At 53.3% G+C, this 23734-nt stretch carries 32 protein-coding genes; 27 read left to right on the top strand and 5 right to left on the bottom strand.

Annotated elements, in window-relative coordinates:
• Nucleotides 1-2 precede the first annotated feature (2 nt).
• The 8 genes from JN12_RS02280 (at nucleotide 3) to JN12_RS02250 (ending at nucleotide 4770) form a co-directional block, all read left to right on the top strand.
• Nucleotides 3-941, top strand: a complete 939-nt coding sequence (locus JN12_RS02280; protein WP_145017673.1) for a radical SAM protein — start codon at nucleotides 3-5, stop codon at nucleotides 939-941.
• Nucleotides 941-1972: a glycosyltransferase family 2 protein gene (locus JN12_RS02275; protein ID WP_145017671.1), complete on the top strand. Its 1032-nt coding sequence runs from the start codon at nucleotides 941-943 to the stop codon at nucleotides 1970-1972. Before JN12_RS02280 ends, JN12_RS02275 begins: the two co-directional genes overlap by 1 nt.
• Before the next feature lie 15 nt (nucleotides 1973-1987).
• Nucleotides 1988-3040, top strand: coding sequence for a hypothetical protein (locus tag JN12_RS02270; RefSeq protein ID WP_145017669.1), 1053 nt, complete (start codon nucleotides 1988-1990; stop codon nucleotides 3038-3040).
• Nucleotides 3041-3116: 76 nt separating this feature from the next.
• Entirely contained in the window at nucleotides 3117-3305 is a 189-nt protein-coding gene (locus tag JN12_RS21295) for a hypothetical protein (RefSeq protein WP_211360487.1), read from the top strand.
• Entirely contained in the window at nucleotides 3302-3433 is a 132-nt protein-coding gene (locus JN12_RS21290) for a hypothetical protein (protein ID WP_281287705.1), read from the top strand. Before JN12_RS21295 ends, JN12_RS21290 begins: the two co-directional genes overlap by 4 nt.
• Nucleotides 3430-3750 carry a helix-turn-helix domain-containing protein gene (locus JN12_RS02260; RefSeq protein ID WP_145017667.1) on the top strand — a complete coding sequence of 107 codons (321 nt, stop codon included), beginning with the start codon at nucleotides 3430-3432 and terminating at the stop codon, nucleotides 3748-3750. The genes JN12_RS21290 and JN12_RS02260 overlap by 4 nt, the downstream gene beginning before the upstream one ends.
• A gap of 331 nt (nucleotides 3751-4081) precedes the next feature.
• Entirely contained in the window at nucleotides 4082-4345 is a 264-nt protein-coding gene (locus tag JN12_RS02255; RefSeq protein WP_145017665.1) for a type II toxin-antitoxin system Phd/YefM family antitoxin, read from the top strand.
• Nucleotides 4342-4770 carry a putative toxin-antitoxin system toxin component, PIN family gene (locus JN12_RS02250; RefSeq protein ID WP_145017663.1) on the top strand — a complete coding sequence of 143 codons (429 nt, stop codon included), beginning with the start codon at nucleotides 4342-4344 and terminating at the stop codon, nucleotides 4768-4770. The genes JN12_RS02255 and JN12_RS02250 overlap by 4 nt, the downstream gene beginning before the upstream one ends.
• Before the next feature lie 106 nt (nucleotides 4771-4876).
• On the opposite strand, the gene JN12_RS02245 is transcribed toward JN12_RS02250, so the two are convergent.
• The gene (locus JN12_RS02245) at nucleotides 4877-5107 is read right to left on the bottom strand and encodes an addiction module protein (protein WP_145017661.1); all 231 of its coding nucleotides are present in this window, start codon (nucleotides 5105-5107) and stop codon (nucleotides 4877-4879) included.
• 271 nt (nucleotides 5108-5378) lie between these two features.
• Here JN12_RS02245 and JN12_RS02240 point away from each other — a divergent pair, with 271 nt between their 5' ends.
• Together JN12_RS02240 and JN12_RS02235 are read left to right on the top strand one after the other, a co-directional pair.
• Complete coding sequence (locus JN12_RS02240; RefSeq protein ID WP_145017659.1) at nucleotides 5379-5630, top strand: CopG family ribbon-helix-helix protein; 252 nt, start codon at nucleotides 5379-5381, stop codon at nucleotides 5628-5630.
• Nucleotides 5621-5908: a type II toxin-antitoxin system RelE/ParE family toxin gene (locus JN12_RS02235; protein WP_145017657.1), complete on the top strand. Its 288-nt coding sequence runs from the start codon at nucleotides 5621-5623 to the stop codon at nucleotides 5906-5908. The genes JN12_RS02240 and JN12_RS02235 overlap by 10 nt, the downstream gene beginning before the upstream one ends.
• Before the next feature lie 331 nt (nucleotides 5909-6239).
• On the opposite strand, the gene JN12_RS21195 is transcribed toward JN12_RS02235, so the two are convergent.
• The 4 genes from JN12_RS21195 to JN12_RS02215 form a co-directional block, all read right to left on the bottom strand.
• Complete coding sequence (locus tag JN12_RS21195) at nucleotides 6240-6548, bottom strand: type II toxin-antitoxin system RelE/ParE family toxin (RefSeq protein ID WP_145017655.1); 309 nt, start codon at nucleotides 6546-6548, stop codon at nucleotides 6240-6242.
• Nucleotides 6533-6754 carry an addiction module protein gene (locus JN12_RS02225; protein ID WP_145017653.1) on the bottom strand — a complete coding sequence of 74 codons (222 nt, stop codon included), beginning with the start codon at nucleotides 6752-6754 and terminating at the stop codon, nucleotides 6533-6535. The genes JN12_RS21195 and JN12_RS02225 overlap by 16 nt, the downstream gene beginning before the upstream one ends.
• 320 nt (nucleotides 6755-7074) lie before the next feature.
• A complete protein-coding gene (locus tag JN12_RS02220; protein WP_145017651.1) occupies nucleotides 7075-7452 on the bottom strand; it encodes a type II toxin-antitoxin system VapC family toxin in 378 nt (125 codons plus the stop codon).
• Nucleotides 7442-7651 carry a hypothetical protein gene (locus JN12_RS02215; RefSeq protein ID WP_145017648.1) on the bottom strand — a complete coding sequence of 70 codons (210 nt, stop codon included), beginning with the start codon at nucleotides 7649-7651 and terminating at the stop codon, nucleotides 7442-7444. Before JN12_RS02215 ends, JN12_RS02220 begins: the two co-directional genes overlap by 11 nt.
• A 237-nt stretch (nucleotides 7652-7888) precedes the next feature.
• Here JN12_RS02215 and JN12_RS02210 point away from each other — a divergent pair, with 237 nt between their 5' ends.
• The 17 genes from JN12_RS02210 (at nucleotide 7889) to JN12_RS02125 (ending at nucleotide 23733) form a co-directional block, all read left to right on the top strand.
• Complete coding sequence (locus JN12_RS02210) at nucleotides 7889-8107, top strand: antitoxin MazE family protein (RefSeq protein ID WP_342795396.1); 219 nt, start codon at nucleotides 7889-7891, stop codon at nucleotides 8105-8107.
• A complete protein-coding gene (locus JN12_RS02205; RefSeq protein ID WP_145017644.1) occupies nucleotides 8104-8430 on the top strand; it encodes a type II toxin-antitoxin system PemK/MazF family toxin in 327 nt (108 codons plus the stop codon). The genes JN12_RS02210 and JN12_RS02205 overlap by 4 nt, the downstream gene beginning before the upstream one ends.
• Nucleotides 8431-8648: 218 nt before the next feature.
• Complete coding sequence (gene cysD / locus JN12_RS02195; protein WP_145017640.1) at nucleotides 8649-9572, top strand: sulfate adenylyltransferase subunit CysD; 924 nt, start codon at nucleotides 8649-8651, stop codon at nucleotides 9570-9572.
• Nucleotides 9572-11455, top strand: coding sequence for an adenylyl-sulfate kinase (cysC, locus tag JN12_RS02190; protein ID WP_145017638.1), 1884 nt, complete (start codon nucleotides 9572-9574; stop codon nucleotides 11453-11455). Before cysD ends, cysC begins: the two co-directional genes overlap by 1 nt.
• Nucleotides 11448-12692, top strand: a complete 1245-nt coding sequence (locus JN12_RS02185) for an ABC transporter substrate-binding protein (protein WP_211360486.1) — start codon at nucleotides 11448-11450, stop codon at nucleotides 12690-12692. Before cysC ends, JN12_RS02185 begins: the two co-directional genes overlap by 8 nt.
• Before the next feature lie 6 nt (nucleotides 12693-12698).
• Nucleotides 12699-13484, top strand: a complete 786-nt coding sequence (locus tag JN12_RS02180; RefSeq protein WP_145017635.1) for an ABC transporter ATP-binding protein — start codon at nucleotides 12699-12701, stop codon at nucleotides 13482-13484.
• On the top strand, nucleotides 13474-14259 hold the full coding sequence (locus JN12_RS02175) for an ABC transporter permease (protein WP_145017633.1): 786 nt from the start codon (nucleotides 13474-13476) through the stop codon (nucleotides 14257-14259). Before JN12_RS02180 ends, JN12_RS02175 begins: the two co-directional genes overlap by 11 nt.
• Nucleotides 14260-14313: 54 nt before the next feature.
• Nucleotides 14314-15126 carry an ABC transporter permease gene (locus tag JN12_RS02170; protein WP_145017631.1) on the top strand — a complete coding sequence of 271 codons (813 nt, stop codon included), beginning with the start codon at nucleotides 14314-14316 and terminating at the stop codon, nucleotides 15124-15126.
• Nucleotides 15127-15307: 181 nt separating this feature from the next.
• Entirely contained in the window at nucleotides 15308-15694 is a 387-nt protein-coding gene (locus tag JN12_RS02165) for a GxxExxY protein (protein WP_145017629.1), read from the top strand.
• Between the two features lie 396 nt (nucleotides 15695-16090).
• Nucleotides 16091-17092 (top strand): glycosyltransferase family 2 protein, encoded by a 1002-nt coding sequence (locus JN12_RS02160; RefSeq protein WP_145017627.1) that lies wholly within the window; start codon nucleotides 16091-16093, stop codon nucleotides 17090-17092.
• Nucleotides 17093-17106: 14 nt separating this feature from the next.
• A complete protein-coding gene (locus tag JN12_RS02155; protein ID WP_145017625.1) occupies nucleotides 17107-17553 on the top strand; it encodes a hypothetical protein in 447 nt (148 codons plus the stop codon).
• A gap of 5 nt (nucleotides 17554-17558) precedes the next feature.
• Nucleotides 17559-19700, top strand: coding sequence for a glycosyltransferase (locus JN12_RS02150; RefSeq protein ID WP_145017623.1), 2142 nt, complete (start codon nucleotides 17559-17561; stop codon nucleotides 19698-19700).
• A 229-nt stretch (nucleotides 19701-19929) separates the two neighbouring features.
• A complete protein-coding gene (locus JN12_RS02145) occupies nucleotides 19930-21780 on the top strand; it encodes a glycosyltransferase family 2 protein (protein WP_211360485.1) in 1851 nt (616 codons plus the stop codon).
• A gap of 15 nt (nucleotides 21781-21795) precedes the next feature.
• On the top strand, nucleotides 21796-22731 hold the full coding sequence (locus JN12_RS02140) for a glycosyltransferase family 2 protein (RefSeq protein ID WP_170241815.1): 936 nt from the start codon (nucleotides 21796-21798) through the stop codon (nucleotides 22729-22731).
• A gap of 132 nt (nucleotides 22732-22863) precedes the next feature.
• On the top strand, nucleotides 22864-23154 hold the full coding sequence (locus JN12_RS02135; protein WP_145017617.1) for a nucleotidyltransferase family protein: 291 nt from the start codon (nucleotides 22864-22866) through the stop codon (nucleotides 23152-23154).
• Entirely contained in the window at nucleotides 23151-23519 is a 369-nt protein-coding gene (locus JN12_RS02130; RefSeq protein WP_145017615.1) for a HepT-like ribonuclease domain-containing protein, read from the top strand. The genes JN12_RS02135 and JN12_RS02130 overlap by 4 nt, the downstream gene beginning before the upstream one ends.
• Before the next feature lie 7 nt (nucleotides 23520-23526).
• Nucleotides 23527-23733 carry a hypothetical protein gene (locus JN12_RS02125; RefSeq protein WP_145017613.1) on the top strand — a complete coding sequence of 69 codons (207 nt, stop codon included), beginning with the start codon at nucleotides 23527-23529 and terminating at the stop codon, nucleotides 23731-23733.
• Nucleotide 23734 lies beyond the last annotated feature (1 nt).

The following is a 23734-nucleotide window of genomic DNA, read 5'->3' as shown; positions in this document are numbered from 1 at the left end:
TAGTGCGACCTTTGGGTTTTTTTGAATGGGTTGTTATTGATAACTGCAATCTCAGGTGCCCATATTGTGTGAATAAGGGAGAGTACTCACACAAAAACTCTCTTAAAATGCTTTATAGGCCTGGGGCTGAGATTGTAGTTGCTCAAAAACTGGTCGATGTCAGTCAGGAGTTTGAAAAAGTCATTGTTAATTTAACCGGAGGAGAACCGACTGTCGCCGTAAGAATTGAGGAGGCAGTTCGTCTGCTTGCTGCCGCTGGCAACATCGAGATTCGCCTTATCACAAACTTGCGGGCTGTTGATAGGTTCAGACGAATAGCGCCGTATGTTTCACAGGTTGGGGTCAGCCTTCACGTTGCACTAAGAAGTGAGCGGGAAATAAACAATATTATTTCGGTTGTCAATGAATACAAACAGAAACTACCCGTAACTATTTCCCAGGTTGATAACGGGCTCACCAGCAAAGATCTTGCTGAACTGGCCCGGATTCAGAACGAAACCGGTTTGACCATACAGTATCAGACCTTCATTCCCCCCTGGACTGATAACGGCAAAGTTGTCGATGGAGAGAAAATATCCTCTGCAAGCTTTAATCGTTCTCTGGGCAAGCGATGCACGCTGGGGTATTTCTATTTCCTGATAGAGGCTAACGGGACTTTGAAATATGATTTGTGGTGTACAACAAGAAAGACAGGGAATAACGTTTCGCTGGTCGAAGAAGGATTCCCTGGAATTTCCCACTACCTCTTGCGCGACATGAAAAAATGCCCGAACAAGTCGTGCGGTTGTAATTACAACTACTTTTTTCACGACCTGTATCTGCAGGAATGCCAGAAGAAAGGGTATTCACAACGTGAAATTTTTCTTGGCGAAAACGAGCGGACTCTCTCCAAGTTCAAGCGTCTGGTTACTAAAGTAAAAACCCGATTTCGAGCCGGCTAATGAAATCAGGCGTTCAACAGACAACTTGCCAACTTCCTACCATCACAATCGTCACCCCCTCCTACAATCAGGGAGAGTATCTCGAAGAGTGCATCGACTCAATCCTTTCCCAGAACTACCCCAACCTGGAATACATCATCATGGACGGCGGCAGCAGCGACGGTTCCGTAGAGATCATCAAAAGATACGAAAAATACCTCACTTACTGGCAGAGCAAGCCCGATGACGGCCAGTATGCCGCAATACAGAACGGATTTTGCCGTAGCTCCTGCGAGGTCATGGCCTGGTTGAATTCGGATGACAAATATCATGCAAACGCCTTGTTCATGGCGGCGTATGTTTTTGCCGATCATTCTGAAATAGAGTGGCTCACCGGCAGGCATACCTGTTGGGACAAGGACGGACAGCTGATCGGCCTCAGTGCCTCACTAATGACGTACAGCCGCGATCAGTTTCTGAAAATGAGAAACGATGTGCCTTGGATGCAGCAGGAGAGTACCTTCTGGCGCCGCTCGCTCTGGGAGCGTGCAGGTGGGTATATCCGTTCGGATTTGGGATATGCCGGAGACTTTGAGTTGTGGGTCAGGTTTTCGAGATATGCTCGGATCTATTCTGTTAACGCCCTTCTGGGCGGGTACAGAAGCCATGGGAACCAGAAGGCGGTAAATTCAATGGACAGATACCTGGAGGAGGTTGACGCCGTTGTCCGCGAAGAAACATCTGTGGTAACAAACGAAGGGACTGGTACGATCATTGATGCGGCATCTCCTGTTGAAATTGATTATGCAGCCATGAGGGATTTCTACAATGAACTGTTGCCTCCCGGTCAGCGGCCGAATTTTTCATCTCATCAGACCTATTCCTTCCTTCAGAGAGAAAAAGATTCATTGGAAATAGTGACTTCAAGGTTAAGGACTGAGTTTGAAGAATTGTCTAACAGACTGATGTTAGCAGAAAAATTGACACAAACTCTCTCCTGGCGCATGACTGCCCCGATGAGAAAGATGTTGGATCTGTTTAAAAAGCTGTGAAGAGTGAGTGTCTATATGCCAACACGCTTAGTTGTTGCCACCAGCATCGTTCCCCGCAATATCGAACTCCAGCAGTCAGCCATTGCCAGTTGGCAGGCTCTGGGGTTTGATGTCATTTCCATCAACTCTTCTTCTGAGATCAAAGCAGTTCAACAATATTTCCCTTCTGTTTCCTTTGTGTCAGCAGACAGAACAGCAGAGCAGCTTACCGGCAAGCCGTTTGTCTATTTCGACGACGTATGCAGGGCTTTGACTGAATCAGGTGCTGACATTTGTGGCATTATCAATTCAGACATTTTTCTGCGTGCTGACGGAGATTTCAAAGAGTTCATCAGCAGAGAGTCACGCGGTTCTTTTCTTTTTGGCTCCCGGATTGATGTCACGTCACCAGAAGACAGCGACGGCGAGATATTTTTCGTAGGGTTCGATTTTTTCTTTTTCGACCGGTCTATTCTTGCCTGTTATCCACCGTCGGAATTCTGTCTTGGCGCACCATGGTGGGATTATTGGGCGCCGATGGTCCCATTGATCCGGGGCATTCCGTGCAAGGAAATAGTCTCGCCACTGGCTTACCATGTCTGGCACGAAACCAAATGGGCACCCGATCATTTTCAACAATTTGGTAAGATTCTGATACGTGAAATACAAAAAATATCAGAGTCATTCGACCTCGATCCGGAACTGGCAACAGGTTTGTTGGAAGTGTCGAGATCAAATGAAATCACCATTTTTAGTTTTGTTGTTCTACAGTACATTCTTGATAATGCCAGTCGGGTTGTTTTTGATTGTCAGGGAGCAAATGGCAGTCGGGTAACTATCGGCATGCATCAGTTTGAATCGATGCGGCGGTACATGATTGACAGAAGAAGAGAATGTTGCGCTGCTGCTGGAGAAATCGAAACGTTGAAATGTTCGGTTGAAGATCTGAAAGGTGAATCTGAGAAAAACCGCGACGCCACCATCACCGCCCTGCAAAAACGCCTGGAACGCCTCGACCAGCTTGAATCCTCCCTCTCCTGGCGCCTGACCGCGCCGCTACGGAAAATCCTCGATGCGTTACGGCGGTGAAACGAGGATTGAAGAGTAAGGGGCGGGGAACGCTGAACTATCTTGTCTGGGGTACGCTAAAAGGGTATAGTGAATTATGCTATTTATCGAGACGGCACATTACAGCCGCATAGTTGCCGAGTACCTCTCCGATGAAGAGCACGGCGAGCTGCAAGCCCACCTGAAGGATCGCCCCGATGCCGGCGACATCATCAAGGGAACCGGCGGAATCAGGAAAATCCGGTGGAGTGCGCACGGGAAAGGCAAACGTGCGGGGTGCGGGTGATTTGCTACTGGAGAACCGGCCACGGCCACATCTATCTGCTGAACATTTACGGCAAGAATGAAGTAAGCGATCTGACGGCAAAGGAAAAAGAACAGCTCAAAAAGCTGGTGGAGGCATGGAGCCGATGAAAAAGCGTAATCTGTTTGCCGAACTGGTGCAGGGGATCGATGAGATCAATCGGCATCTTGACGGCAAGATCACCCTCAAGACGTACTCCGTTGAACAGAGGACCATGCCGGAGGTTACGCCGGAGATCATCCGGGACACGAGGGAGAAACTCAACCTGTCGCGTCCGGTCTTCGCGGATCAGTTGCATGTTTCCCCCCGCACCCTTGAAAAATGGGAGCAGGGGCGGGCCAAGCCAAACGACCAGGCCGCTGCCCTCATACTGCTGGTTCGCAAGTTCCCCGACACGCTGACCCGGCTAAAGCAACTGGCGACATAGCAATGTCCACTGCAGATTCCGGGGCCAGACAGGGAACGAAACCGGGACACCGAAGTTTGACACTTTGCAGCACACAATTGGTAGGGATATAAGCAGGGCAGGGATCTGGGGACAAAATTTCAGCGTGTGGTGAAAGTTGTCGGGCGTTATGGCGCTGGCTGGATCGAGGAGAGGGGAACGGGATGGTGAAGAAAGGCTTGGCGTGCAGAGTTGACCGCCGATGCGCGCTAATGGGGAATGATCCGACAGCTCTGTTGCAAATTGATTTACTTGCTCCGTGAACATTCCTTTGGTATGGTTATATCAACCATTATGATCATAGGAGACAGCTATGCTGAAAACAGTTTCCGCCATCAAGGCACGTCAGAATCTGGGTCAGGTCATGAACGAGGTCGTGCTCAAGTCGGACGAGTATATCATTGAACGGGCGGGGAAGCCGCTGGTCGCCATCATACCGATTGAGAAATATCTCAGTATGAAGCAGGAACGGGAGGAGTTTTTCCGTCTGTACGAGGCGCTTCAGGGGAGCGTCAGCGGCGATGCGGGCACTATTGACGAAGATCTTGCAGAGGCGCTCGAGGCAGCCCGACAATGATCCGGGTTGTGCTCGATACCAACCAGTTTATCAGTGCACTGCTCAAGCCCGGCTCCACACCGGATGTCATCATGCGTCTGGTGCGCGAGGAGAAACTGCTGCTGGTAATTTCCGAGGCGATCTGCGACGAAATTCTGCGGGTTCTCGCCTATCCCAAGATAAGCTGTCGTATTGCTGCGTCAGCCGAAGAGTTGTGCCATTTCATGGCGAAAATTCGGACAGTGGCGCTGTTCACCGACGGCACCCTCCCGATTGCACCACTTGCCGCAGATCCCGACGACACCAAATACCTAATCTGCGCCGTGGAGGGTCGGGCCGACTTCATCGTTTCCGGTGACCATCACCTGACCGACCTCAAGGCCTTCAGCGGCATAAGAATCGTTACCCCGGCAGAGTTTCTTGTCCAGACAAAACTGCATCCCTGATCCGGACATCACGGAGCAGAATCCCTTGGGGTCAGGTTAGACTTTCTGCCATTCTCGTCACCATCCAGGGGCACTCCCCGAAGCCGGGAGTCGCGTAAGAATTTGCTCACAAGCGCTTCCGTGCCTCGGCTATCGCTTTAAAGGCGTCACGTGACGATAATGATCCATCTTTGTGAAGCTGGTATCTGCGCTCTGCTTCATCAAGCCACATCTGTTCGATTTCCCGTTCCTCAAGATCATCCAGGCTTGCCAGAAGGTGTTTGGCCAGTATGGCCCGCTGTGTGGCCGGGAGCGTTAATGCATCAGATTCAAACGAGGCGATGTCTTTTACCGGCATTCTTGTGCCCTCCTTAAAGGAGATAGTTCGCTTCTGACGACCACTTTACAATACATAAGGTCTCAAAGCAACCGGCGGTATGGTGACTTCTCCCTCTCCTGGCGCCTGACGTAGTCACGCCTTTTACCGACATGCCGATGGACGCTGATAAACGCAGATGAGCACGTAAGGGAACCGCGGTTGGAAAGAACCAAGGATTCTTGACGTATATAGTGTATCTTGGTAAGGTGTATTGCATTGTAATGCAGTAACCCATTCAGGAGACTCTCTCATGCAAAAGTCAACAGCAAGAGACACCATATCCTTCAGGCTCCCGGCAGGGATGAAGCAAAGAATCGAGCTTCTTGCCGCGGCAACCAGACGTTCCAAAACATTTGTTATTGAAGAAGCCATAACCCATTACCTCGAACTGAATGAATGGCAGATTAAAAGCATCCTTGAAGGTTTGAATGAGGTGGAAAGAGGACAGACAACCTCCCATGAAACCGTTCTTGCCAAATGGGAGGCAAAGGCTTGCGAGTAGAATGGACTAACGGAGCTGAAAGGAATCTTGATGCTATCGAACGGTACATTGCTCAAGATAACCCTGCCGCTGCCGCAAAAACCGTACTCAAGATAGTAAAGAGAACCTTTGATCAGCTTTCCGAGCATCCATCCAGTGGGAAGCCCGGACGGATTAACGGAACACGTGAACTGATATTTCCAGAATTCCCCTACATTGTCATATATTCAATCGACAAAGAGGTCATCTTTATCCTGCGCGTCTTCCACGCAGCTCAAGACATACAAAACTTCCCGTAATAGATGCCAATCGAGAAAACTGAGGAAACCGGGACATCCAGATTTATTTTAACCGTTGAACAGGGCGGATAATGATCGCGGCGATTCCGGGGACATTCATGAAAATTCCGGAAATTTCGAGGGTGCAAGCCGCGACGCCACCATCGCCGCCCTGCGAAAGCGGCCGGAGCGTCCAGAGCCGCTCGAATCCTCCCTCTCCTGGCGCCTGACCGCGCCACTGCGGAAAGTCTGTGACTGGTAACTCGTGACTGGGAAAGGCGGTGAAGGGTGAAGACAGGCGGAATGGGGGATGGGAAAACTGAAATGGTGGGGACATTACGATCGGGATGAATTATGTCCTGGATTTAAACGTGGCTGGATGCCTCTTTCCGTGAAGGCAGGCGACTATAATGACAGATTTTGATGTGGTCAGATAGAATATGCCGAACGGGAATCGCCTGAGCAGCGACCTACGAATATTATTGTAAACAATTGGATATTGTTGAGGGTGTCTGGATATGGAGGCGATGCAACTCTCGACTGCACGAAGATATTCACTTCCAAGCCCTTGGTTTTTATGTTCATACCATTGTGCAGCTCCCCCCATGTCAGCTTCCGCAGCTTTTCTGACAATGACGGTGTAGGTCACAACGCGTGCCATAGCCTTTTTCGTACTTCGTTCCAGGTGTCGCCATCATCAGGGTTGAGAGCATAGTCTGCAAGTCGCTTATCCAGTTCGTGTTTTTGCATTTCGGTGATTTCAACGGCATTCTGGTCCGCAGCTATGCTATCCCAAAGGTCTTCTACTAGTTGAATCCGCTCAGGGATGCTCAATGAAAGAATTTCTTGAGGGTTAATTGTTTGCATTTGGATCTCCTTACAAGCTGAATGCATTAAACTTTATCACATGTCGATGGATCTGTGAAGGGGCGGGGTCATCCCTTGGGGGCAGGTTAGACTTTCTGCCATTCTCGTCACAATCCAGGGGCACTCCCCGAAGTCGGGAGTCGCGTAAGAAGGGCATTTAACCGCAGATGCACGCTGATACACGCAGATGTGGTGTGCGGGGAATCCGCAGCCTGAACCGCGCCACTGCGTAGAATCTGTGACTGGTTACTGGAAAGGCTGTTACTCGTGACTCTGGATTCGTGATTCAAAATTGGAGACTACGGGGAGGAGGGCGAGGCTTAACATGCCTGAATGGACAGCCTGTCTATGGTGCTGAAATGGGTGTCATTGGTTAGCAAGGTTGCACGCTTGAATAATGCGGTGGCACCAATGATCGCATCCGGTAGTTTTAGCCTGTATTCCTGACGGAGATCGATCGTCAACCCGGTTAGCGCTTTGTCATGTAAGAGAGGCACAATTTCCACCCGTTCGCAAAAACGGGCAAAGCAGTTACGGTCGGTATCGGTAAGTCCTTCAAATACGAGGAATTCCAGATAGGAGATGATTGATATCCCGACATACTCAGCGGATTCAAGACGATGCGCCAAATCACGGTTCCCAGCCAGAAGCGCAACTACTGCGTTTGTGTCGAGTACAAACCGGCGGCTACCACTCATCTCGTATGTTCCGTTGGGCTGCTACCGCATCGCCTTTCCAGGAGAGTTGCCCGCAGATGTCACTGAATGAGTATTTGGGAGCTTGAAGAGATTTTTTTTGCCCGCTACGGGCAAGCAGGAATTGATAAAAATCCCTTATTTCGCGCCGTAATGATGCAGGGAGAGGTGTAAGGTCAAGTTGATTGGCTTTTGCAGGCATGACGATTTCTCCTTTGTGCCCAACGACTATACCCGTAGTCGGAACGATAGTCAAATCCCTCTCCTGGCGCCTGACCGCGCCGCTGAGGAAAATTATTGATGCGATCAGACGGTGAAGGGGGATAGGGCGAAGAGGATCATGAAGGAAGATGTTCGGCTCGAGATTGGTTGACAGGAAGGTTGGTCACTGTTACATGTAACTTGTGGGTGGTCTTAACAATAGCGGCATGAAAAGGTGATGGCAATGCGTTCAAATCCTGTAAGGGAGCGAGTTAGAAATTATCGGGAACGACTTAAATCATCCGGGCTGAAACCGGTGCAGATATGGGTGCCTGATCCTTCCCTGCCTGGCTTTGCCGAAGAATGTCGCCGGCAGTCGAGCATGATCGAGCACGACCGTGATGAGCTGATAGATATTGAGATGCTGGCCGAAATTGCCGACTGGGGCGAGGAGTGAGGCGGGGAGAGCTGGTGCTGGTTGCAACTCCCGGCGATTACGGCAAGCCTCGGCCGGCATTGATCGTCCAGTCGCGTCTGTTTGCAGAACATCCGAGTATTACGCTCTGTTTTCTGACAACACATCTGCAGCAGACACCATTGTTTCGCTATCCTGTTGAGCCGTCGCATGAGAATGGCCTTCAGGAGGCGTCACAGGTTCAACTAGACAAAATCATGACTGTCCCCGGGGGAAAGGCGGTGAAGGTCATCGGCAGACTGACTGAAAAGCAGATGAGCGAGATCACCAGGCTGTTGGCCCTGTGGGTAGGGGTGGCTGATTAGCACACACGTCGCTTTAGCGGCGCTTTGAAGGACATTGGATGACCGGATTCTGATCGCCCGGGCGCGGGCCGAAGGGATGATGCTCGTAACGGTTGATGCCCGGCTCTCCAGGTACGGAGCGGGAATCATGACCGTCTGAACAGTTTCAGGCCTTCCAACTTCGACCACCTGCACGATTCGGCGTCAATTCAACCGGTACGTATTTCACCAATTGCGCGATGAGGGGAGCCGTGTTGAACGAACGACTTACGTTGACCCTGCTTGACGAACTGGAGGCCGAGGCGATCCAGATCATCCGCGAGGTGGCCGCCGAGGCCGAGCGGCCGGTGATGATGTACTCCATCGGCAAGGATTCGTCGGTCATGTTCCACCTGGCCCGTAAGGCCTTTTACCCTGCCTCCGTCCCCTTTCCGCTCCTCCACGTGGATACCTCCCTCAAGTTCCCGGAGATGATAGCCTTCCGCGACCGGATGGCGCGGGAGATCGGCTTTGATCTCCGTGTCCACACAAACCGCCAGGCATTGGCGGAAGGCGTCAACCCGTGGGATATGGGGACGGTCCGCTGCTGCGGGTTCCTGAAGACCCAGGCCCTGCTTGATGCCCTGCGGGATGGTGGATATGACATGGTCTTGGGGGGCGCGAGGCGGGAAGAGGAGCGTTCACGGGCCAAGGAACGGGTTTTTTCGTTTCGCGACAGCCACGGCCAGTGGGACCCGCGCCGCCAGCGGCCCGAGTTCTGGCAGCTCTACAACACCCGCCTGCAGTCCGGGGAGAGCATGCGGGTCTTCCCCCTCTCCAACTGGACCGAGCTGGACGTCTGGCGCTATATCGCCCGCGAACGGATCGAGGTGGTTCCCCTCTATTTCGCCGCCGAGCGGGAGGTGGTGGAGCGGTCCGGCCAGTTGATCCCGATAGGGGACGGCACCCGGCTCAACCCCGGTGAACGGAAGGAGATCAGGCTCTGCCGGTTCCGCACCCTGGGCTGTTACCCCTGCACCGGGGCCGTGGCGTCGACGGCCGCCACCGTCGAGGAGATCATCGGGGAGCTGGAAGAGGTGCGCCTGTCCGAGCGGACCACCCGGGTCATCGACCACGACCGGGACGGCTCCATGGAGAGGAAAAAGCGGGAGGGGTACTTCTGATGACGGCGCAGACTCACGACCAGGGGATCCTCCGCTTTCTCACGGCCGGCAGCGTGGACGACGGCAAGTCGACTCTGATCGGACGGCTCCTGTACGACGCCGGCGCCCTGTACGACGACCACGTGGCTTCCCTTCGGCGGCCCGGCGCCGACCTGGACGCGGAGCTCGATTTCTCCCTTCTGACCGACGGCCTGCGGGCCGAGCGCGAGCAGGGGATCACCATTGACGTGGCCTACCGCTATTTTGCCACATCCCGCCGCCGCTTCATCATCGCCGATGCGCCGGGCCACGAGCAGTACACGCGGAACATGGCCACAGCCGCTTCCCAGGCCGATCTGGCAGTGCTGCTCATCGACGCGAAGCTCGGCGTCTCCACCCAGTCCAAACGCCATGCCTTCATCGGTGCCCTCATGGGGATACCCCGTTTCGTGGTGGCGATCAACAAGATGGACCTGGTTGGCTATAGCGAGGAGCGCTTCCGGGAGATCGAGGAAGAATACCGGGAGTTCGCCGTCCGGCTGGGGCTGGCCAATCTCCAGTTCATCCCGGTCTGTGCCGTGAGCGGGGAGAACCTGGTGCACAAGGGGGGGAACATGCCCTGGTATGCCGGTCCCCCGCTTCTCTCACATCTGGAGGAGGTGTACGTAGCCGGTGACCGGAACCTGATCGACTTCCGCCTGCCGGTCCAGCGGGTGATCCATCTCTCCGGCAGTTTCCGCGGTGTCGGCGGCCGGGTAGCCTCGGGGGTGCTCCGCGCCGGCGACGAGGTGATGGTGCTTCCCTCCGGTTTTCGCACCCGTATCGCAACGGTGGGCGTCGGCATGAACTCCGCCTCCCGCGCGGTAGCGGGAGAGTCGGTGACCGTGACCCTGGAGGATGATCTGGATGTGGGCCGGGGGGATATCCTGGTCCATCCCGGCAATGTACCGCCGGAGCGGCGGGAGTTGGAGGCGATGCTGGTCTGGACCGGCGACGAGCCGCTGCAGCCGGGTGAGGTCTACTGGATCAAGCAGGCCACTACCTGGGTGAAGGGGCGCTGTGAAGCGATCCATTACCGGGTTGACCCCAACAGCCTGCGGCGAGAGGAAATGGACTGCCTGTCTCTTAACGACATCGGCCGGGCGCGTTTCTCCCTCAATCGGCCTCTCTTTGCCGACGAGTACCGGAAGAACCGGGCGCTTGGCGCCTTTATCGTAGTGTCCGTCTCCACCGGGGATACCCTGGGGGCAGCCACCATCGTCGACCGGACCGATTACGATGCGGAACTGAAAACGGAGCGGTCCGTTCCTCCCCTCCGCACCGTGGTCTGGCACGAAGGGCAGGTGACACCGGCCTTGCGGGAGTCAGTGCTCAGGCAGCGCCCCATCACCCTCTGGCTCACGGGACTCAGCGGTGCCGGGAAGTCGACCCTGGCCTTTGCCCTGGAGCGCCGGCTGATCGAGGCGGGGCACCCCTGTTTCGTGCTGGACGGCGACAACGTGCGGCACGGACTCAACCGCGACCTCGGCTTTTCGCCGCGCGACCGGGCGGAAAACATCCGCCGGGTTGCGGAGGTAGCACGGCTGATAAACGAGGCCGGCCTCATCGTGATTACCTCGTTCATCTCCCCGTTTCGGGAAGACCGGGAGATGGCGCGACAGATCATCGGCCCGGAGCGGTTCGTTGAGACCTTTCTCAGCACGAGCATTACTGAATGTGAACGTCGTGACCCCAAGGGGCTTTACCGCAAGGCCCGTACCGGCGAACTGCCCGGTTTTACCGGCATCTCCGCACCCTATGAGCCGCCGGAACAGCCGGAACTGACGATCGATACGGAGACATACTCGGTGGAGCAGGGTGTTGCCCTGCTGCTTGAGCGGCTGGAGGGGGTTCTTCATGGGTAAGCTGCTGCATGGGTCCGTGAGCACCAGGCGTCCCGTTGCGCTCCGCGTGCCACTCGCCCCGCCGCTGTACGGCTCATTTCGCGCCGGCCCATCAACTCACCCTGACGGGTTCAGACACGATGGGCCGGCTTTGCTTCATTTCGCCTACAGCGGCTGGTGCTCGGGCACAGTCGCTCCACGGGACGCCCGGTGCTCAGGGGGTCGGGAAGGGCTCGCGTCATGGCTGAAAGCGGTTCCGCTGATCCTGGCGCTCATGCTGGCCTGCATCGTTGCCGGCAGCGCATCGGCTGTCGAACCGGTGCGGATCGGCCATTTCCCGAATATCACCCATGCCCAGGCCCTGGTCGGGCGGGCCAACGGCACATTCGACCAGCGGCTGGGGAACCCGGTTGACTGGAAGGTCTTCAACGCCGGGCCGACCGCCATGGAGGCCCTGATTGCCGGTCAGCTGGACATCGCCTATGTGGGGCCGAACCCGGCGGTGAACCTGTTCCTCCGCTCCAAAGGCAAGGCGCTGCGGGTCATAGCTGGCGCCGCGAGCGGCGGCGCGGCACTGGTGGTGCCGGCCACTTCCACCGTGAGCCGGCCGCAGGATTTCAGGGGGAAGCGGATCGCCTCGCCCGAACTCGGCAATACGCAGGACGTGGCACTGCGGCGCTGGCTGAAGAGTAACGGACTGGTGCCGGGAAAAGACGTCCAGGTGGCGCCGATCAAAAATGCCGACATCCTCATGCTGTTCCGGCAGGGGAAACTTGCCGGCGCCTGGGTCCCGGAACCGTGGGTGACGAGGCTCATCAGGGAGGGAGGGGGACGGATCTTTCTCGACGAACGCTCCCTCTGGCCCGACAATAGGTTTCCGACCGCCGTGGTTGTGGTGCGAAAGGCGTTTTACGAGCGGAACCGGGAACAGGTCCGGCGCTTTCTCGATGCCCATCTGGAGGTGACGGCCTGGATCAACGGGCATCCCGCAGAGGCCGGAAAGAAGCTGAACGAGCAGCTTGCCCGGCTGGCAGGCAGGCCGCTCCCCCCTCAGACCCTGACCGAGGCGCTCGGTCGCGTGCAGATTACCCATGACCCCCTGGCCGGACCGCTTGCCACTTCCGCCCGCTGGGCCCTCGAACTTGGCTACCTCCCCCGTGGGACCGACCTTGGCGTGGGGCTCCGGGGGGTGGTGGATGTGACCCTCCTCAACGAACTCCTGAAAGCGCGGTCGCTCCCCGCGGTCCGCGGGAATTGAACCTTCATGGCTCTGGTTGAACTGAAACGGGTAGCCAAGACCTATCAAGGCCAGTCCGGACCGGTCCACGGCCTGACCGGCGTGGATCTCACCATCAACGACGGCGAGTTTCTCTGTGTCGTCGGCCCTTCGGGGTGCGGCAAGACCACCCTCCTGAACGTCATTGCCGGGTTCGAGGCCCCGACCGACGGCGTGGTGCTGGTGAACGGCGTGCGGGTCAGTGGCCCGTCCCCGTCCCGGTTCGTTATCTTTCAGGAACCGGCACTCTATCCCTGGTTGAATGTCCTGCAGAACGTGATCTTCGGGCTCAGGATGGCGGGCGTCGAACCGACTGCCCAGCATGCGAAAGGGATGGAACTGCTGGAGACGGTGCATCTGGCCCGGTTCGCCAATGCCTGGGTGACCGAGCTCTCCGGCGGGATGAAACAGCGGGTGGCCCTGGCCCGCGCTTTGGCCATGGACCCCGATGTCCTGCTCATGGACGAACCATTTGCCGCCCTGGACGCCCAGACAAGGGACATGCTCCACGAGGCGGTGGAAGAGGTCTGGCAGGCGACCGGCAAGACCATCGTGTTTGTGACCCACAACGTGCGGGAGGCGGTGCGACTCGGTACGCGGGTGGTCCTGATGGCGGCACAGGGTGGCGGTATCCTGCGGGAGTATCCGATCGGCCTTCCCCGCAACCGCTACCTGGAGGACCTGGAGGTGGTGACGATCGCCTCAGTGATTCGCGACGACCTGCGCCGGGAAGTACTTCGGGCGGGAGAGGCCGGAGGTGTCAATGGCCGGTGACCGATGGTACTGGCGGGACCGGTTGCGGAAGGGTGTTGTCCGCTCCGCCTTTCTGCTCCTTTTGGTCTGTATCTGGCAGGGATTGGCCTCTGCCGGGATCTGGAACGAGCTCATCTTTCCGGCGCCGGCGGAGGTGGTGCTGGCCCTTGGGGGCGGTCTTGCCGACGGGACCCTCCCGACTGCTGTGCTGGCCAGCCTGGTGCGGCTCGGCATCGGCTACGGCATTTCGCTCGCGATCGGCATCCCCCTCGGCCTGCTTCTGGGGCGTATCCGGCTGCTGGACGACACGGTGGGGAGCCTGGCCATCGGGCTGCAGGCGTTACCGAGCATCTGCTGGCTACCGCTGGCAGTGCTCTGGTTCGGCCTCTCCGAGGCGGCCATGCAGTTTGTCATCATCATGGGGTCGCTCATGGCCGTTACCCTAACCGTGCGTGACGGGGTCAGGACAATTCCGACCCCCTATCTACGTGCCGCCCCGATCCTCGGGGCAACTGGCTGGCGCTTCTACCGCTATGTGCTGTTTCCCGCATCGTTTCCTTCCGTCGTGACCGGGGCCAAGCTCGGCTGGACCTTTGCCTGGCGGTCTCTCATGGCTGCCGAACTCCTCTATGTGACCACCGGCATCGGTTCCACCCTGATGACCGGGCGTGAACTGCACGACATGGCCCTGGTGGTCGCGGCAATGCTGATCATTGTCGGCATCGGCCTGATAACCGACCGTCTGCTCTTCCGGATGGGTGAGGAATTTGTCCACCGGCGCTGGGGAGTGGGGTAACTTGAGGGGAATCTGCCTTGACTCCCGCTAGAGGCGCGGGCTATATTCAACACAATGCCATTCATCCGTATATTTTCTGCCTTTATCACCGAACTCCTCTCCCGTCGCCAGATGATTCTGGAGTTGGCCAAGCGCGACTTCAAGACCAAGTATCTCGGCTCCTACCTGGGGATACTCTGGGCCTTCGTTCATCCTACGGTCTATATCGTCATCCTCTGGTTCGTCTTCCAGGTGGGGTTCAAGTCCCAGCCAGCGGGCAATACCCCCTTCGTGCTCTGGATGCTCTGCGGCATCATTCCCTGGTTCTTCTTCAGCGAATGCCTGGCAAGTGCCACCAGCGCAGTCCTGGACAATGCCTTTCTGCTGAAGAAGATGAACTTCAGTGTCGGTATGCTACCCATCGTCAAGATCCTCTCCGCACTCGTCCTCCATCTCTTCTTTGTCGTCGTCATTGTCGTGATGTTTCTGCTCTACTCTTTACCCCTCACCCTTCATGTCCTGCAGATCCTGTACTACCTGTTCGCGGCCATCGTCCTCCTGCTCGGGCTCTCCTGGCTCACCTCCTCGGTTGTGCTCTTCTTCCGCGACATGGGGCAGATCGTCTCCATGGCCCTCCAGTTCGCCTTCTGGGTCACCCCCATCTTCTGGTCCGCCAAGATGCTCCCCGTGAAATACCTCAATCTGGTGAAGCTGAACCCGGTCTACTACCTCGTGGAAGGGTACCGGGAAAGCTTCATCTATCACACCTGGTTCTGGCAGAGCCACCCCATGCTGACCCTCTACTACTGGGCCGTCACCGGCTGCATCTTCGTGGTCGGCGCGGTGGTGTTCCGGAGGTTACGGCCGCACTTCGCGGACGTTTTATAGACAGTTAACCGCTGATGCACGCAGATACACGCTAATGTCAGATCTAAGCGAGGCCGAGGTTATCATCGTGGTCACTGAGGGTAACGTCGTCCGGTTTAATGTTTTTACCTATTGGCGTTCATCCGCGTTCATCTGCGGTTAAACGAACCGGACGGAAGATTCACGCTAATGGAAAATATTTATGAGCGATAGTACTGAAACCATAATTGGCTGTGCTTACAGAGTTGCCAATACCCTGGGAACAGGGTTTCTGGAGAAGGTATATGAAAATGCGCTTGCCCATGAGTTGATGAAGGCGGGCGTCCCTGTTCGTCAGCAACAGCCAATTCAAGTGCTGTATGACGGGATCGTTGTTGGGGACTACATTGCCGACCTTCTGGTAGATTCTACCGTGCTGGTTGAACTGAAATCAGTCAAGGCTATTGACCCAGTCCACGTTGCACAGTGTATCAATTACCTGAAGGCTACAAGGCTTTCAGTCTGCTTGCTGATAAATTTTGGTGGAACCAGAGTTGAAATAAAACGGATCGTGAACGACTTTAGGCAGACATTGGTGGATTCAGTGTAATAGAATCAGCATTTGGGGCGGGTTTGACCGCTGATGCACGCTAGATTCACGCGAATGAGCCAGAGATCATTATCGTACGTGACCATATGGTGCCGATCTTTTCACTGGCACTCGAAGCATGTGTGTTATCAGCGTTCATTGGCGTCCATTTGCGGTTGATACTGTCGGACGTCGCTGTTATCGGCAATATCGCGGAAGGTGCTGCGTGCTTTTCGTTGCTGGATCATTAACTATCCTGCAATCTTGCGAGTGGATCACTGATCAGGCTGGACACGTACGTGGAAAGCCACGCAAATTCGGGCTGTTTTGTCAGATGGCATCAGGACTGCAGGCGAAGGCAAGGTCCTTGCAGTTAAAGAAGAAATTCAATAACGGGAAGGACGAGTAACCCAACTGATGGACAAGGATCTGGCTGATCGTTATCCCAAAATCTCGATTGTCACCCCCTCCTACAACCAGGGGAAGTACCTGGAAAAGACCATCCTGTCGGTGATCGAACAGGGGTACCCGGACCTGGAGTACATCATCATCGACGGCGGGAGCACGGACGAGTCGGTGGAGATCATCAGAAAGTACGAAAAGCATCTGGCGTACTGGGTGAGCGAGCCGGACCGGGGGCAGAGCCATGCCATCAACAAGGGGTTTGCGCGGGCGACCGGGGAGATCTTCGGGTGGCTGAATTCCGATGACTGGTATCATCCGGGGACGCTGCAGACGGTTGCGGAAGCGTTTGCCGCCAATCCCGATGCCGGGGCGGTGGTTGGAGCCGGGGAGATGCTGTATGAAGAGACGGGGAAGGTTAACCTGGTTGAGCCCTTTCCGGTGACACTCGAATCCTTGTATCGGTTCGTTGACCGCTACTTCTGCCAGCCGTCTTGCTTATTTACCAGGGAAGCCTGGCAACAATGCGGCCCGCTCGACGAGTCTTTGCACCTGGCGATGGATCTCGATCTCTGGCTTCGCATTGCCAAAAAATTTGTATTCGTTCCCATCCCTGAGAATCTTTCAGTGAGTCTCGTCCATGCTGATGCCAAGACCCATGCTCAAGCCCCCAAGTCCATTGTGGACGCCTGCTTGGTGATCAACAGACATGGGGGGAGTGAAGGAAGGGATAAGCTAATTTCTTATGTGGAAGAGTTGTCCGCGTTACAGCCACAACTCTGGGCCGCATGGAATGAACTAAAGCTGATGCATGGAAAACTGGGCGACTCGTATAAACAATTAAATGAAACAAATACGAATCTACAAACTGCTGAGCAAACGTGTGTTGAACTTTCTGTGCAGTTGAATTATGTGGAACACTCTTTGAGTGCTATGGAGCAATCTTTAAGTTGGAAACTTACCGAACCTGTCAGGAAGATAGTTGATAAATGTTTAATGTTTTGCAGAAAACCTTAAAGCGGGGTAACTAAATGAACAATCATGACATTAAACTCGAATTGCTCAAACGTGTATATAATGACGCCGTTACTCAACGAAAAATCATCGGCAGTAATTTGAAAAATGATATTAATTTAGATACACAGCAAGTTATTGCTGAAATTAACGATATCTTGAATCATGCAAGCACAATTTCAGATTTTGGTGCAACAGTGACACCTATGGCTGGCTTTTCTGGAATATTAGGATATGTGGCACGGTTTACAGGGGAAATTATTCTATATTTTTTGAGTTTTATGACTGATCGGCAAAGACAGTTTAATGTAGAAATATTAAATGCACTGAATGAAATAAATATGTTGTTGTCAAATATCAATAATAAACAAGTAGTTTTGACGTCTGAGGTTGAAATTAAAATAAACGATATATATCAAGAAGTGCAGTTAATAAAAAAACAACTAGAAAGTCATAAGCGGTAACATTTATGAAATCATTTCCTGTATGTACGATTGGTATTGTAAATTACAATGGCAAGAAATATCTCGATAAGCTCTTCAAGTCATTGGGTAATATTAATTACCCAAGTGAGAGGCTCGAACTAATTCTGGTTGATAATGGCTCTACTGATGGAACTGTGGAATTTATGGCTTCAAATTATAATAATGTAAAAATAATTAATTGCGACAATAATTTTGCCAGGGCTCTTAATTTAGTTATTGAATCTGCATCTGGTGATTATGTTGGTTTCTTGAACAACGACATGGAAGTTGACAAAAATTGGCTTATGGAAATGGTGTTAGTTTTTTATAGATTTGATAACGTTGCCGCTGTAGGAAGTAAGATAATGTTCGAAGATCGTAAAACTATCAATAGTGTTGGCCATAAAGCGCTTGGTGATTACTATTATATGGATCTGGGTATTAACGAAATTGACAAGGGACAATATGATAAAATTTGTGTCAGTGATGGAATATGTGGCGGATCAATTCTGTGGAATAAAAAGTGTCTTGAGCTATTAGGCCTCTATGATGAAGATTATATCATGTATTATGAGGATGTAGAAATTGCTCAGCGTTGTATGGCTAGTGGTTTTAAACTGATGTATAGCTATAAAAGCGTTGTTTATCATAAATTTCATGGCAGCGGAAACAACTACCTTGCCTATCTGCTCAGTAATAGAAATAGACTTCTGTATGTAGCGAGGTATCATTCGGATCAATTGGGGGAATCTCTCTTAAACTCCCAACTACACCTGAATGGAGAAATGGAGATAATCAAGGACATTATGCCATTGATTATTGTCAAATTATTTGCAGTAGATGATGTTGATAGATTAAGGACCGGTTTATTGCAGATCAATAAGTACTTGCAACAGTTTATTAACCCGCAAGATATTCAGCAGATCATTGCTCGGGTTGAAATTCATCATTTTAATAGACCGATCAAGGTTGCGATTTATGACCATGTCATGCATGTTATTGGAGGCGGCCAACGTTATGCCGCAACGATTGCCGAAGAGCTGAACAAGGAGAATTACAACGTCACCTATATCGGGAATCGCGAAATTGCTCTACATGACTTGGAAAGATGGTATGGCTTGTCACTTGAGGGTGTTAAGCTGAAGATTATTCATTTGCCTTATTACGACAATCTCGGGGATGAGATCATTGACCCAAATCTGGCAACTCAGGCACCACAAAACCCGTTAGAGCCGATTTCTGAAGTTTCCGCAGGGTATGATATATTCGTAAATGCCAATATGGCTGTGCAGGTAAACCCATTATCCCCTGTGTCTATTCTCATCTGTCATTTTCCTGATGCTGAACGTAGCAGATATTTTTATGCCGATAACTATGATTATGTAATCAATAATAGTAAGTATGGGTCGGAGTGGACACTTAAAAGGTGGGACATTGAAGCGTATAATTTTCTTTACCCATCTGTAGATATGCAAAATGATATGATCCCGGATATCAAGGAAAATATAATTCTGTCAGTTGCTAGATTCGAACCTGGCGGATCTAAGAAACAACTAGAAATGATCAATGCATTTATCCAATTATGCGCTTTAGATATTAATGTAAAAGAAAAATGGACCTTATGTTTAGCTGGGGGAACTATCAGTGAGAATCCATATCTGGAAAAGCTGAAAAAAATAGTATCAGAAAATGCAGATTTAAAAATAAATATAATGACAAATTTGGGATTAATTGAACTTAAGCAATTATATGCCAAATCTAAAATATTTTGGCATGCATGTGGATTGAGTGAGGATAATCCTCATCTGAGGGAGCATTTTGGTATGACTACGGTTGAGGCTATGCAAAATTATTGTGTTCCAGTTGTATTTAATGGTGGTGGTCAAAAAGAAATAGTTGAACATGGTGTTTCAGGGTATTTATTCAATGATATCTATGATCTTATCAGTAATACTGTAATTATTGTTAATGACAGTGTTAAGCTCAAAAAAGTATCAGAAGGCTCTGCTTTAAAAGCAATGCAATTCAGTAGATCCAGCTTTAATACAAAAGTTAAGGATCTTTTTAAATCAATTTGCTACGAAAAATTCTTTGATCACGCAACTGATATAAATTATTTTCTTAGGAAAAGTAACCTGCTGGGTTGATGGAACTCCTCTATGACTATTGTAGGGCCTAGCATTCTTAAAAAGAATAATCTGTTTTCCTTCGATATCTTCTATGACCCAACAGAATCATAACTATAAGAAGCATGTCGGTCCAGATGAAGAAGGACCGTCAACTGTCAGCGAACTGAAAAGACAGCTCGAATCAGCTCAGCTTCGACTGAAATGCTGCGAGTTTCGTGTCAGTAACTTGCAGCAGCAGCTGAATGCGATGCATGATTCCTTAAGTTGGCGCGTTACCGGCCCCGTGCGCCGTATCGCCGATTGGCTCGGCAGCAAGACGGGCCTCGTGTTTGCGGCAGTCAGCAACGTACGAAATGAAAATGATTTGATGTATGCGGAATGGTTGCGGACATTCGATATCCTCGGCGAGAACGAGCGGCAAAAGATTGCTGACCATATTGAGCAGCTTCCCTACAGACCCTTGATTTCCATCCTGATGCCGGTCTACAACACCCCTGAAAAATGGTTACGTCTGGCCATCGATTCGGTACGGGCACAGCTATATCCCAATTGGGAACTCTGTATCGCCGACGACGCCTCGACCGCTTCCCATGTCAGGCCCATCCTTGAGGAGTACCAGAGTCTGGACCCGCGAATCAGGGGCATTTTTCGGACAAACAACGGACACATATCCGCGGCCTCGAACAGCGCTCTGGAACTGGCGACTGGTGACTACGTGGCGCTCCTTGATCACGACGATGAACTTACCCCCGACGCTCTATACATGATCGCGGTGGAACTGAACCGCTATCCGGATGCCGATATCGTCTATTCCGACGAAGACAAGATTGATGAAGATGGTTGCCGCTTCCAGCCGTTCTTTAAGCCGGACTGGAACCCCGACCTCTTTTATTCCCAGAATTACATCTGCCACCTTGCCGCCTACAGAAGATCGCTTGTCGGCAAGGTAGGCGGTTTCCGGGAAGGGTTTGAAGGGAGCCAGGATTACGACTTGTGTCTTCGTTGTTCAGCTGCCAGTACTGCCGCCAACATCAGGCATATCACCAAGATCCTTTACCACTGGCGGGCGATAAAAGGGTCGACCGCTGTTTCGACCAGCCAGAAATCATATGCCGAAAATGCAGGGATCAAGGCACTCAAGGATCATTTCGCCAAGATCGACCCCAAAATCGAGGTGAGCAAGGGAGACCGGTCGACTACGTACTTCGTCACCTATCCCTTACCCTCAATCCTTCCCCTGGTCTCGATCATCATTCCTACTCGCGATTGCGTCAAGGTGCTGAAGACCTGTGTGTCGAGTATCATCGCAAAGACCAGCTATAAGAATTTCGAGCTGATCATTGTCGATAACCAGTCGGCTGAGCCGGAAACGATCCGCTATTTTTCCGAATTGCGCAGAGACCCGCGGATCAGGATCTTGCCGTACGACGCCCCCTTCAATTATTCAGCGGTCAACAACTATGCCGTGCGGCAGGCGCAAGGTGACCTTATCTGCCTCTGCAACAACGATCTCGAAGTAATTTCTGCAGACTGGCTGACAACCATGGTGAGGCATGCCATACGACCCGAGATCGGCGCTGTAGGTGCAAAGCTCTACTACCCCGATGGCCGTATCCAGCATGGCGGGGTAGTGCTGGGAATCGGCGGAGTTGCCGGTCATGCCTATCAGGGCTCCCCCAAGGATTATGTCGATGTTTGGGGGCGCCTGATCCTGCCCCAGGGCATTTCGGCGGTAACCGCCGCCTGCCTCATGGTGCGCAAGGAGATATTCACCGAGGTCGGTGGGTTGGACGAGAAAAATCTGGCGGTTGCCTTCAACGACATCGATTTCTGCCTGAAGGTCAGAGAGGCCGGCTATCGCAACCTCTGGACCCCCATGGCCAGACTCTATCACCACGAGTCGTATTCCCGTGGCCATGAGGATACACCCGAAAAAAAGGCACGCTTCGAAAAAGAGATCGAATACATGCAGCAGCGGTGGGGCGCGCTCCTCTTCAACGACCCTTACTACAATCCCAACCTGACCTTGGAAATGGCTGACTTCAGCCTTGCCTGGCCGCCTCGTGTCGATAAGCCGTGGGAAGAAGCTCGGAGCTGAGGGCTGGGTTATTCTGTGAAACCAACGATCGACATACTCCTCGCCACATACAACGGCTCCGACTACCTGATAGAGCAGCTGGATTCCATCATTGGCCAGACGTTTGCCGACTGGCGGCTATTGGCGCGTGATGACGGCTCCACGGACACGACCCCCGAAATCCTTCGCGCATACCAGGCTCAGCTCCCCGACAGGATAACCATTGTCCCCGGCGAAGGGCGAAGTCTCGGTGCCCGTGGCAACTTTGCCGCCCTCATGGCCCGGGCCGATGGCGACTACCTGATGTTCTGCGACCAGGACGATGTCTGGCTCCCGGACAAGATCGAGCAGACCCTGGCGGAGATGCGCAGGCTTGAGAAGAGCCACGGAGAAACGACCCCGTTGATGGTACATACGGATCTGGCCGTGGTTGATGAAGCACTGCGTGGAGTAGCCGATTCCCTCTGGCGTTTCCAGCATTCCGATCCGGTTGGCGGGAAGGCGCTGAACCGGCTCCTGGTACAGAACACGGTGACCGGCTGCACGGTAATGATCAACCGTGCCTTGCTTGAGCTGGCCCTGCCGATACCTCCCGAGGCAGTAATGCACGACTGGTGGCTGGCGCTTGCGGCAACGGCGTTTGGTGTAATTGGCCACGTTGCGGTGCCGATGGTACTGTACCGGCAGCACGGCGCAAACGACATTGGTGCCCGGCCGTTCAACGTGCGGGACATTGTCGGCCAGCTGCATTGCCGGCCGGAGACGCGGGCAATAATAACCCGGCTCCAGCGCCAGGGCGCCGCCTTTCTGGAGCGCTACCGCGATCGGCTGACGCCGGCCCAGCGGGAGATGCTGGAAGTCTACGCCCGGCTCGACTCGTTTAACGGGTTCCTCCGGCGGTGGTACCTCTTGAAGTACCGCTTCTTTTATACCGGCATAATCAGGAATGTGGGACGGCTGGTGATAGGATGATAAATGCATGTGAAACCGGACTGACGGCCGAGCCTGGATAGGTGTTGTTGGGGATGAATGCTTGAAAAGTGGCCCAAAGCCGGGTACGGTAATAAACATTGGATTAAAAGATATGAGGAAAGGTGTTCAGCAATGAAGCCCTCCGTGGCACTGCAAGCCCATCGTGAACAAGTACGCAGCATTGCATTGAGCCACCGCGTCCTGAATATCCGTGTCTTTGGCTCCGTACTTCACGGCGACGACACCGAAGAGAGCGACCTCGATCTCCTGGTCGATCCTACCCCGGAGACTACCTTGATGGACATCGGCGCTATCAGGTTTGAACTGCGCAGACTGCTCGGTATCCAGGTGGATGTGCTGACTCCGAAGGCTCTGCCCGCCAGCTTTCGTGACCGCGTAATAAAAGAGGCAAGGCCATTATGAGCCGAGCCGACCAACTCCGAGTCAGGGATTATCTGTGTCACATCCTTGAAGCGATTGAGCGCATCAACCGTTATGTCGGGAGCATGGACGAGGAAGAGTTTCTGAGGGACGAAAAGACCCAGGATGCGGTAATCCGCAATTTTGAAATTATCGGTGAAGCATCACGCAATGTGGAGCGTTACCACCCGGATTTTGCAGCCGAACATGCTGAAGTGCCGTGGGTAATAGCCTACGAAATGCGTAATGCGTTGGCACACGGTTACTTCATGGTTGACATGGAAATTGTCTGGAAGACTATCCGGTATGATCTGCCAGGCATGGCTGAACAGGTTTCCCAATTGACAGAGTCCCACCCCGAAAGATGACAGCACCGTGACGCAGCACGCACTTTCTATCCTCCTCGCCACCTACAGCGGGGTATCCTGTCTCCCTGCACCACTCGATTCCCTCCTGGACCAGACCCACGCCGACTGGCAACTGCTGGTGCGGGATGATGGCTGCACTGTGTTGGGCCAGGGCGCCGGCTTCCTCGACCGCTACCGCGACCGGCTGACGCCGGGCCAGCGGGGGGGGGCTTGAG

Source organism: Geobacter argillaceus, from assembly GCF_007830735.1.
GTDB lineage: Bacteria > Desulfobacterota > Desulfuromonadia > Geobacterales > DSM-12255 > Geomobilibacter > Geomobilibacter argillaceus.
The sequence above is the reverse complement of the archived record's forward strand: the minus strand, read 5'-3'. Positions and strand labels throughout refer to the sequence as shown.

Excerpts from the sequence above, each read along its gene's own strand:
- JN12_RS02255 (WP_145017665.1), top strand. The coding sequence starts at position 4,082 with ATGCTGAAAACAGTTTCCGCCATCAAGGCACGTCAGAATCTGGGTCAG.
- JN12_RS02275 (WP_145017671.1), top strand. The coding sequence starts at position 941 with ATGAAATCAGGCGTTCAACAGACAACTTGCCAACTTCCTACCATCACA.
- JN12_RS02185 (WP_211360486.1), top strand. The coding sequence starts at position 11,448 with ATGGGTAAGCTGCTGCATGGGTCCGTGAGCACCAGGCGTCCCGTTGCG.
- JN12_RS02150 (WP_145017623.1), top strand. The coding sequence starts at position 17,559 with ATGAAATCATTTCCTGTATGTACGATTGGTATTGTAAATTACAATGGC.
- JN12_RS02165 (WP_145017629.1), top strand. The coding sequence starts at position 15,308 with ATGAGCGATAGTACTGAAACCATAATTGGCTGTGCTTACAGAGTTGCC.
- JN12_RS02260 (WP_145017667.1), top strand. The coding sequence starts at position 3,430 with ATGAAAAAGCGTAATCTGTTTGCCGAACTGGTGCAGGGGATCGATGAG.
- JN12_RS02160 (WP_145017627.1), top strand. The coding sequence starts at position 16,091 with ATGGACAAGGATCTGGCTGATCGTTATCCCAAAATCTCGATTGTCACC.
- JN12_RS02135 (WP_145017617.1), top strand. The coding sequence starts at position 22,864 with ATGAAGCCCTCCGTGGCACTGCAAGCCCATCGTGAACAAGTACGCAGC.
- JN12_RS02215 (WP_145017648.1), bottom strand. The coding sequence starts at position 7,651 with ATGCCTGCAAAAGCCAATCAACTTGACCTTACACCTCTCCCTGCATCA.
- JN12_RS21295 (WP_211360487.1), top strand. The coding sequence starts at position 3,117 with ATGCTATTTATCGAGACGGCACATTACAGCCGCATAGTTGCCGAGTAC.
- JN12_RS02155 (WP_145017625.1), top strand. The coding sequence starts at position 17,107 with ATGAACAATCATGACATTAAACTCGAATTGCTCAAACGTGTATATAAT.
- JN12_RS02170 (WP_145017631.1), top strand. The coding sequence starts at position 14,314 with ATGCCATTCATCCGTATATTTTCTGCCTTTATCACCGAACTCCTCTCC.
- JN12_RS21195 (WP_145017655.1), bottom strand. The coding sequence starts at position 6,548 with ATGGCACGCGTTGTGACCTACACCGTCATTGTCAGAAAAGCTGCGGAA.
- JN12_RS02175 (WP_145017633.1), top strand. The coding sequence starts at position 13,474 with ATGGCCGGTGACCGATGGTACTGGCGGGACCGGTTGCGGAAGGGTGTT.
- JN12_RS02145 (WP_211360485.1), top strand. The coding sequence starts at position 19,930 with ATGCATGATTCCTTAAGTTGGCGCGTTACCGGCCCCGTGCGCCGTATC.
- JN12_RS02245 (WP_145017661.1), bottom strand. The coding sequence starts at position 5,107 with ATGCCGGTAAAAGACATCGCCTCGTTTGAATCTGATGCATTAACGCTC.
- JN12_RS02180 (WP_145017635.1), top strand. The coding sequence starts at position 12,699 with ATGGCTCTGGTTGAACTGAAACGGGTAGCCAAGACCTATCAAGGCCAG.
- JN12_RS02250 (WP_145017663.1), top strand. The coding sequence starts at position 4,342 with ATGATCCGGGTTGTGCTCGATACCAACCAGTTTATCAGTGCACTGCTC.
- JN12_RS02220 (WP_145017651.1), bottom strand. The coding sequence starts at position 7,452 with ATGAGTGGTAGCCGCCGGTTTGTACTCGACACAAACGCAGTAGTTGCG.
- JN12_RS02270 (WP_145017669.1), top strand. The coding sequence starts at position 1,988 with ATGCCAACACGCTTAGTTGTTGCCACCAGCATCGTTCCCCGCAATATC.
- cysC (WP_145017638.1), top strand. The coding sequence starts at position 9,572 with ATGACGGCGCAGACTCACGACCAGGGGATCCTCCGCTTTCTCACGGCC.
- JN12_RS02210 (WP_342795396.1), top strand. The coding sequence starts at position 7,889 with ATGGCAATGCGTTCAAATCCTGTAAGGGAGCGAGTTAGAAATTATCGG.
- cysD (WP_145017640.1), top strand. The coding sequence starts at position 8,649 with ATGAGGGGAGCCGTGTTGAACGAACGACTTACGTTGACCCTGCTTGAC.
- JN12_RS02240 (WP_145017659.1), top strand. The coding sequence starts at position 5,379 with ATGCAAAAGTCAACAGCAAGAGACACCATATCCTTCAGGCTCCCGGCA.
- JN12_RS02130 (WP_145017615.1), top strand. The coding sequence starts at position 23,151 with ATGAGCCGAGCCGACCAACTCCGAGTCAGGGATTATCTGTGTCACATC.
- JN12_RS02225 (WP_145017653.1), bottom strand. The coding sequence starts at position 6,754 with ATGCAAACAATTAACCCTCAAGAAATTCTTTCATTGAGCATCCCTGAG.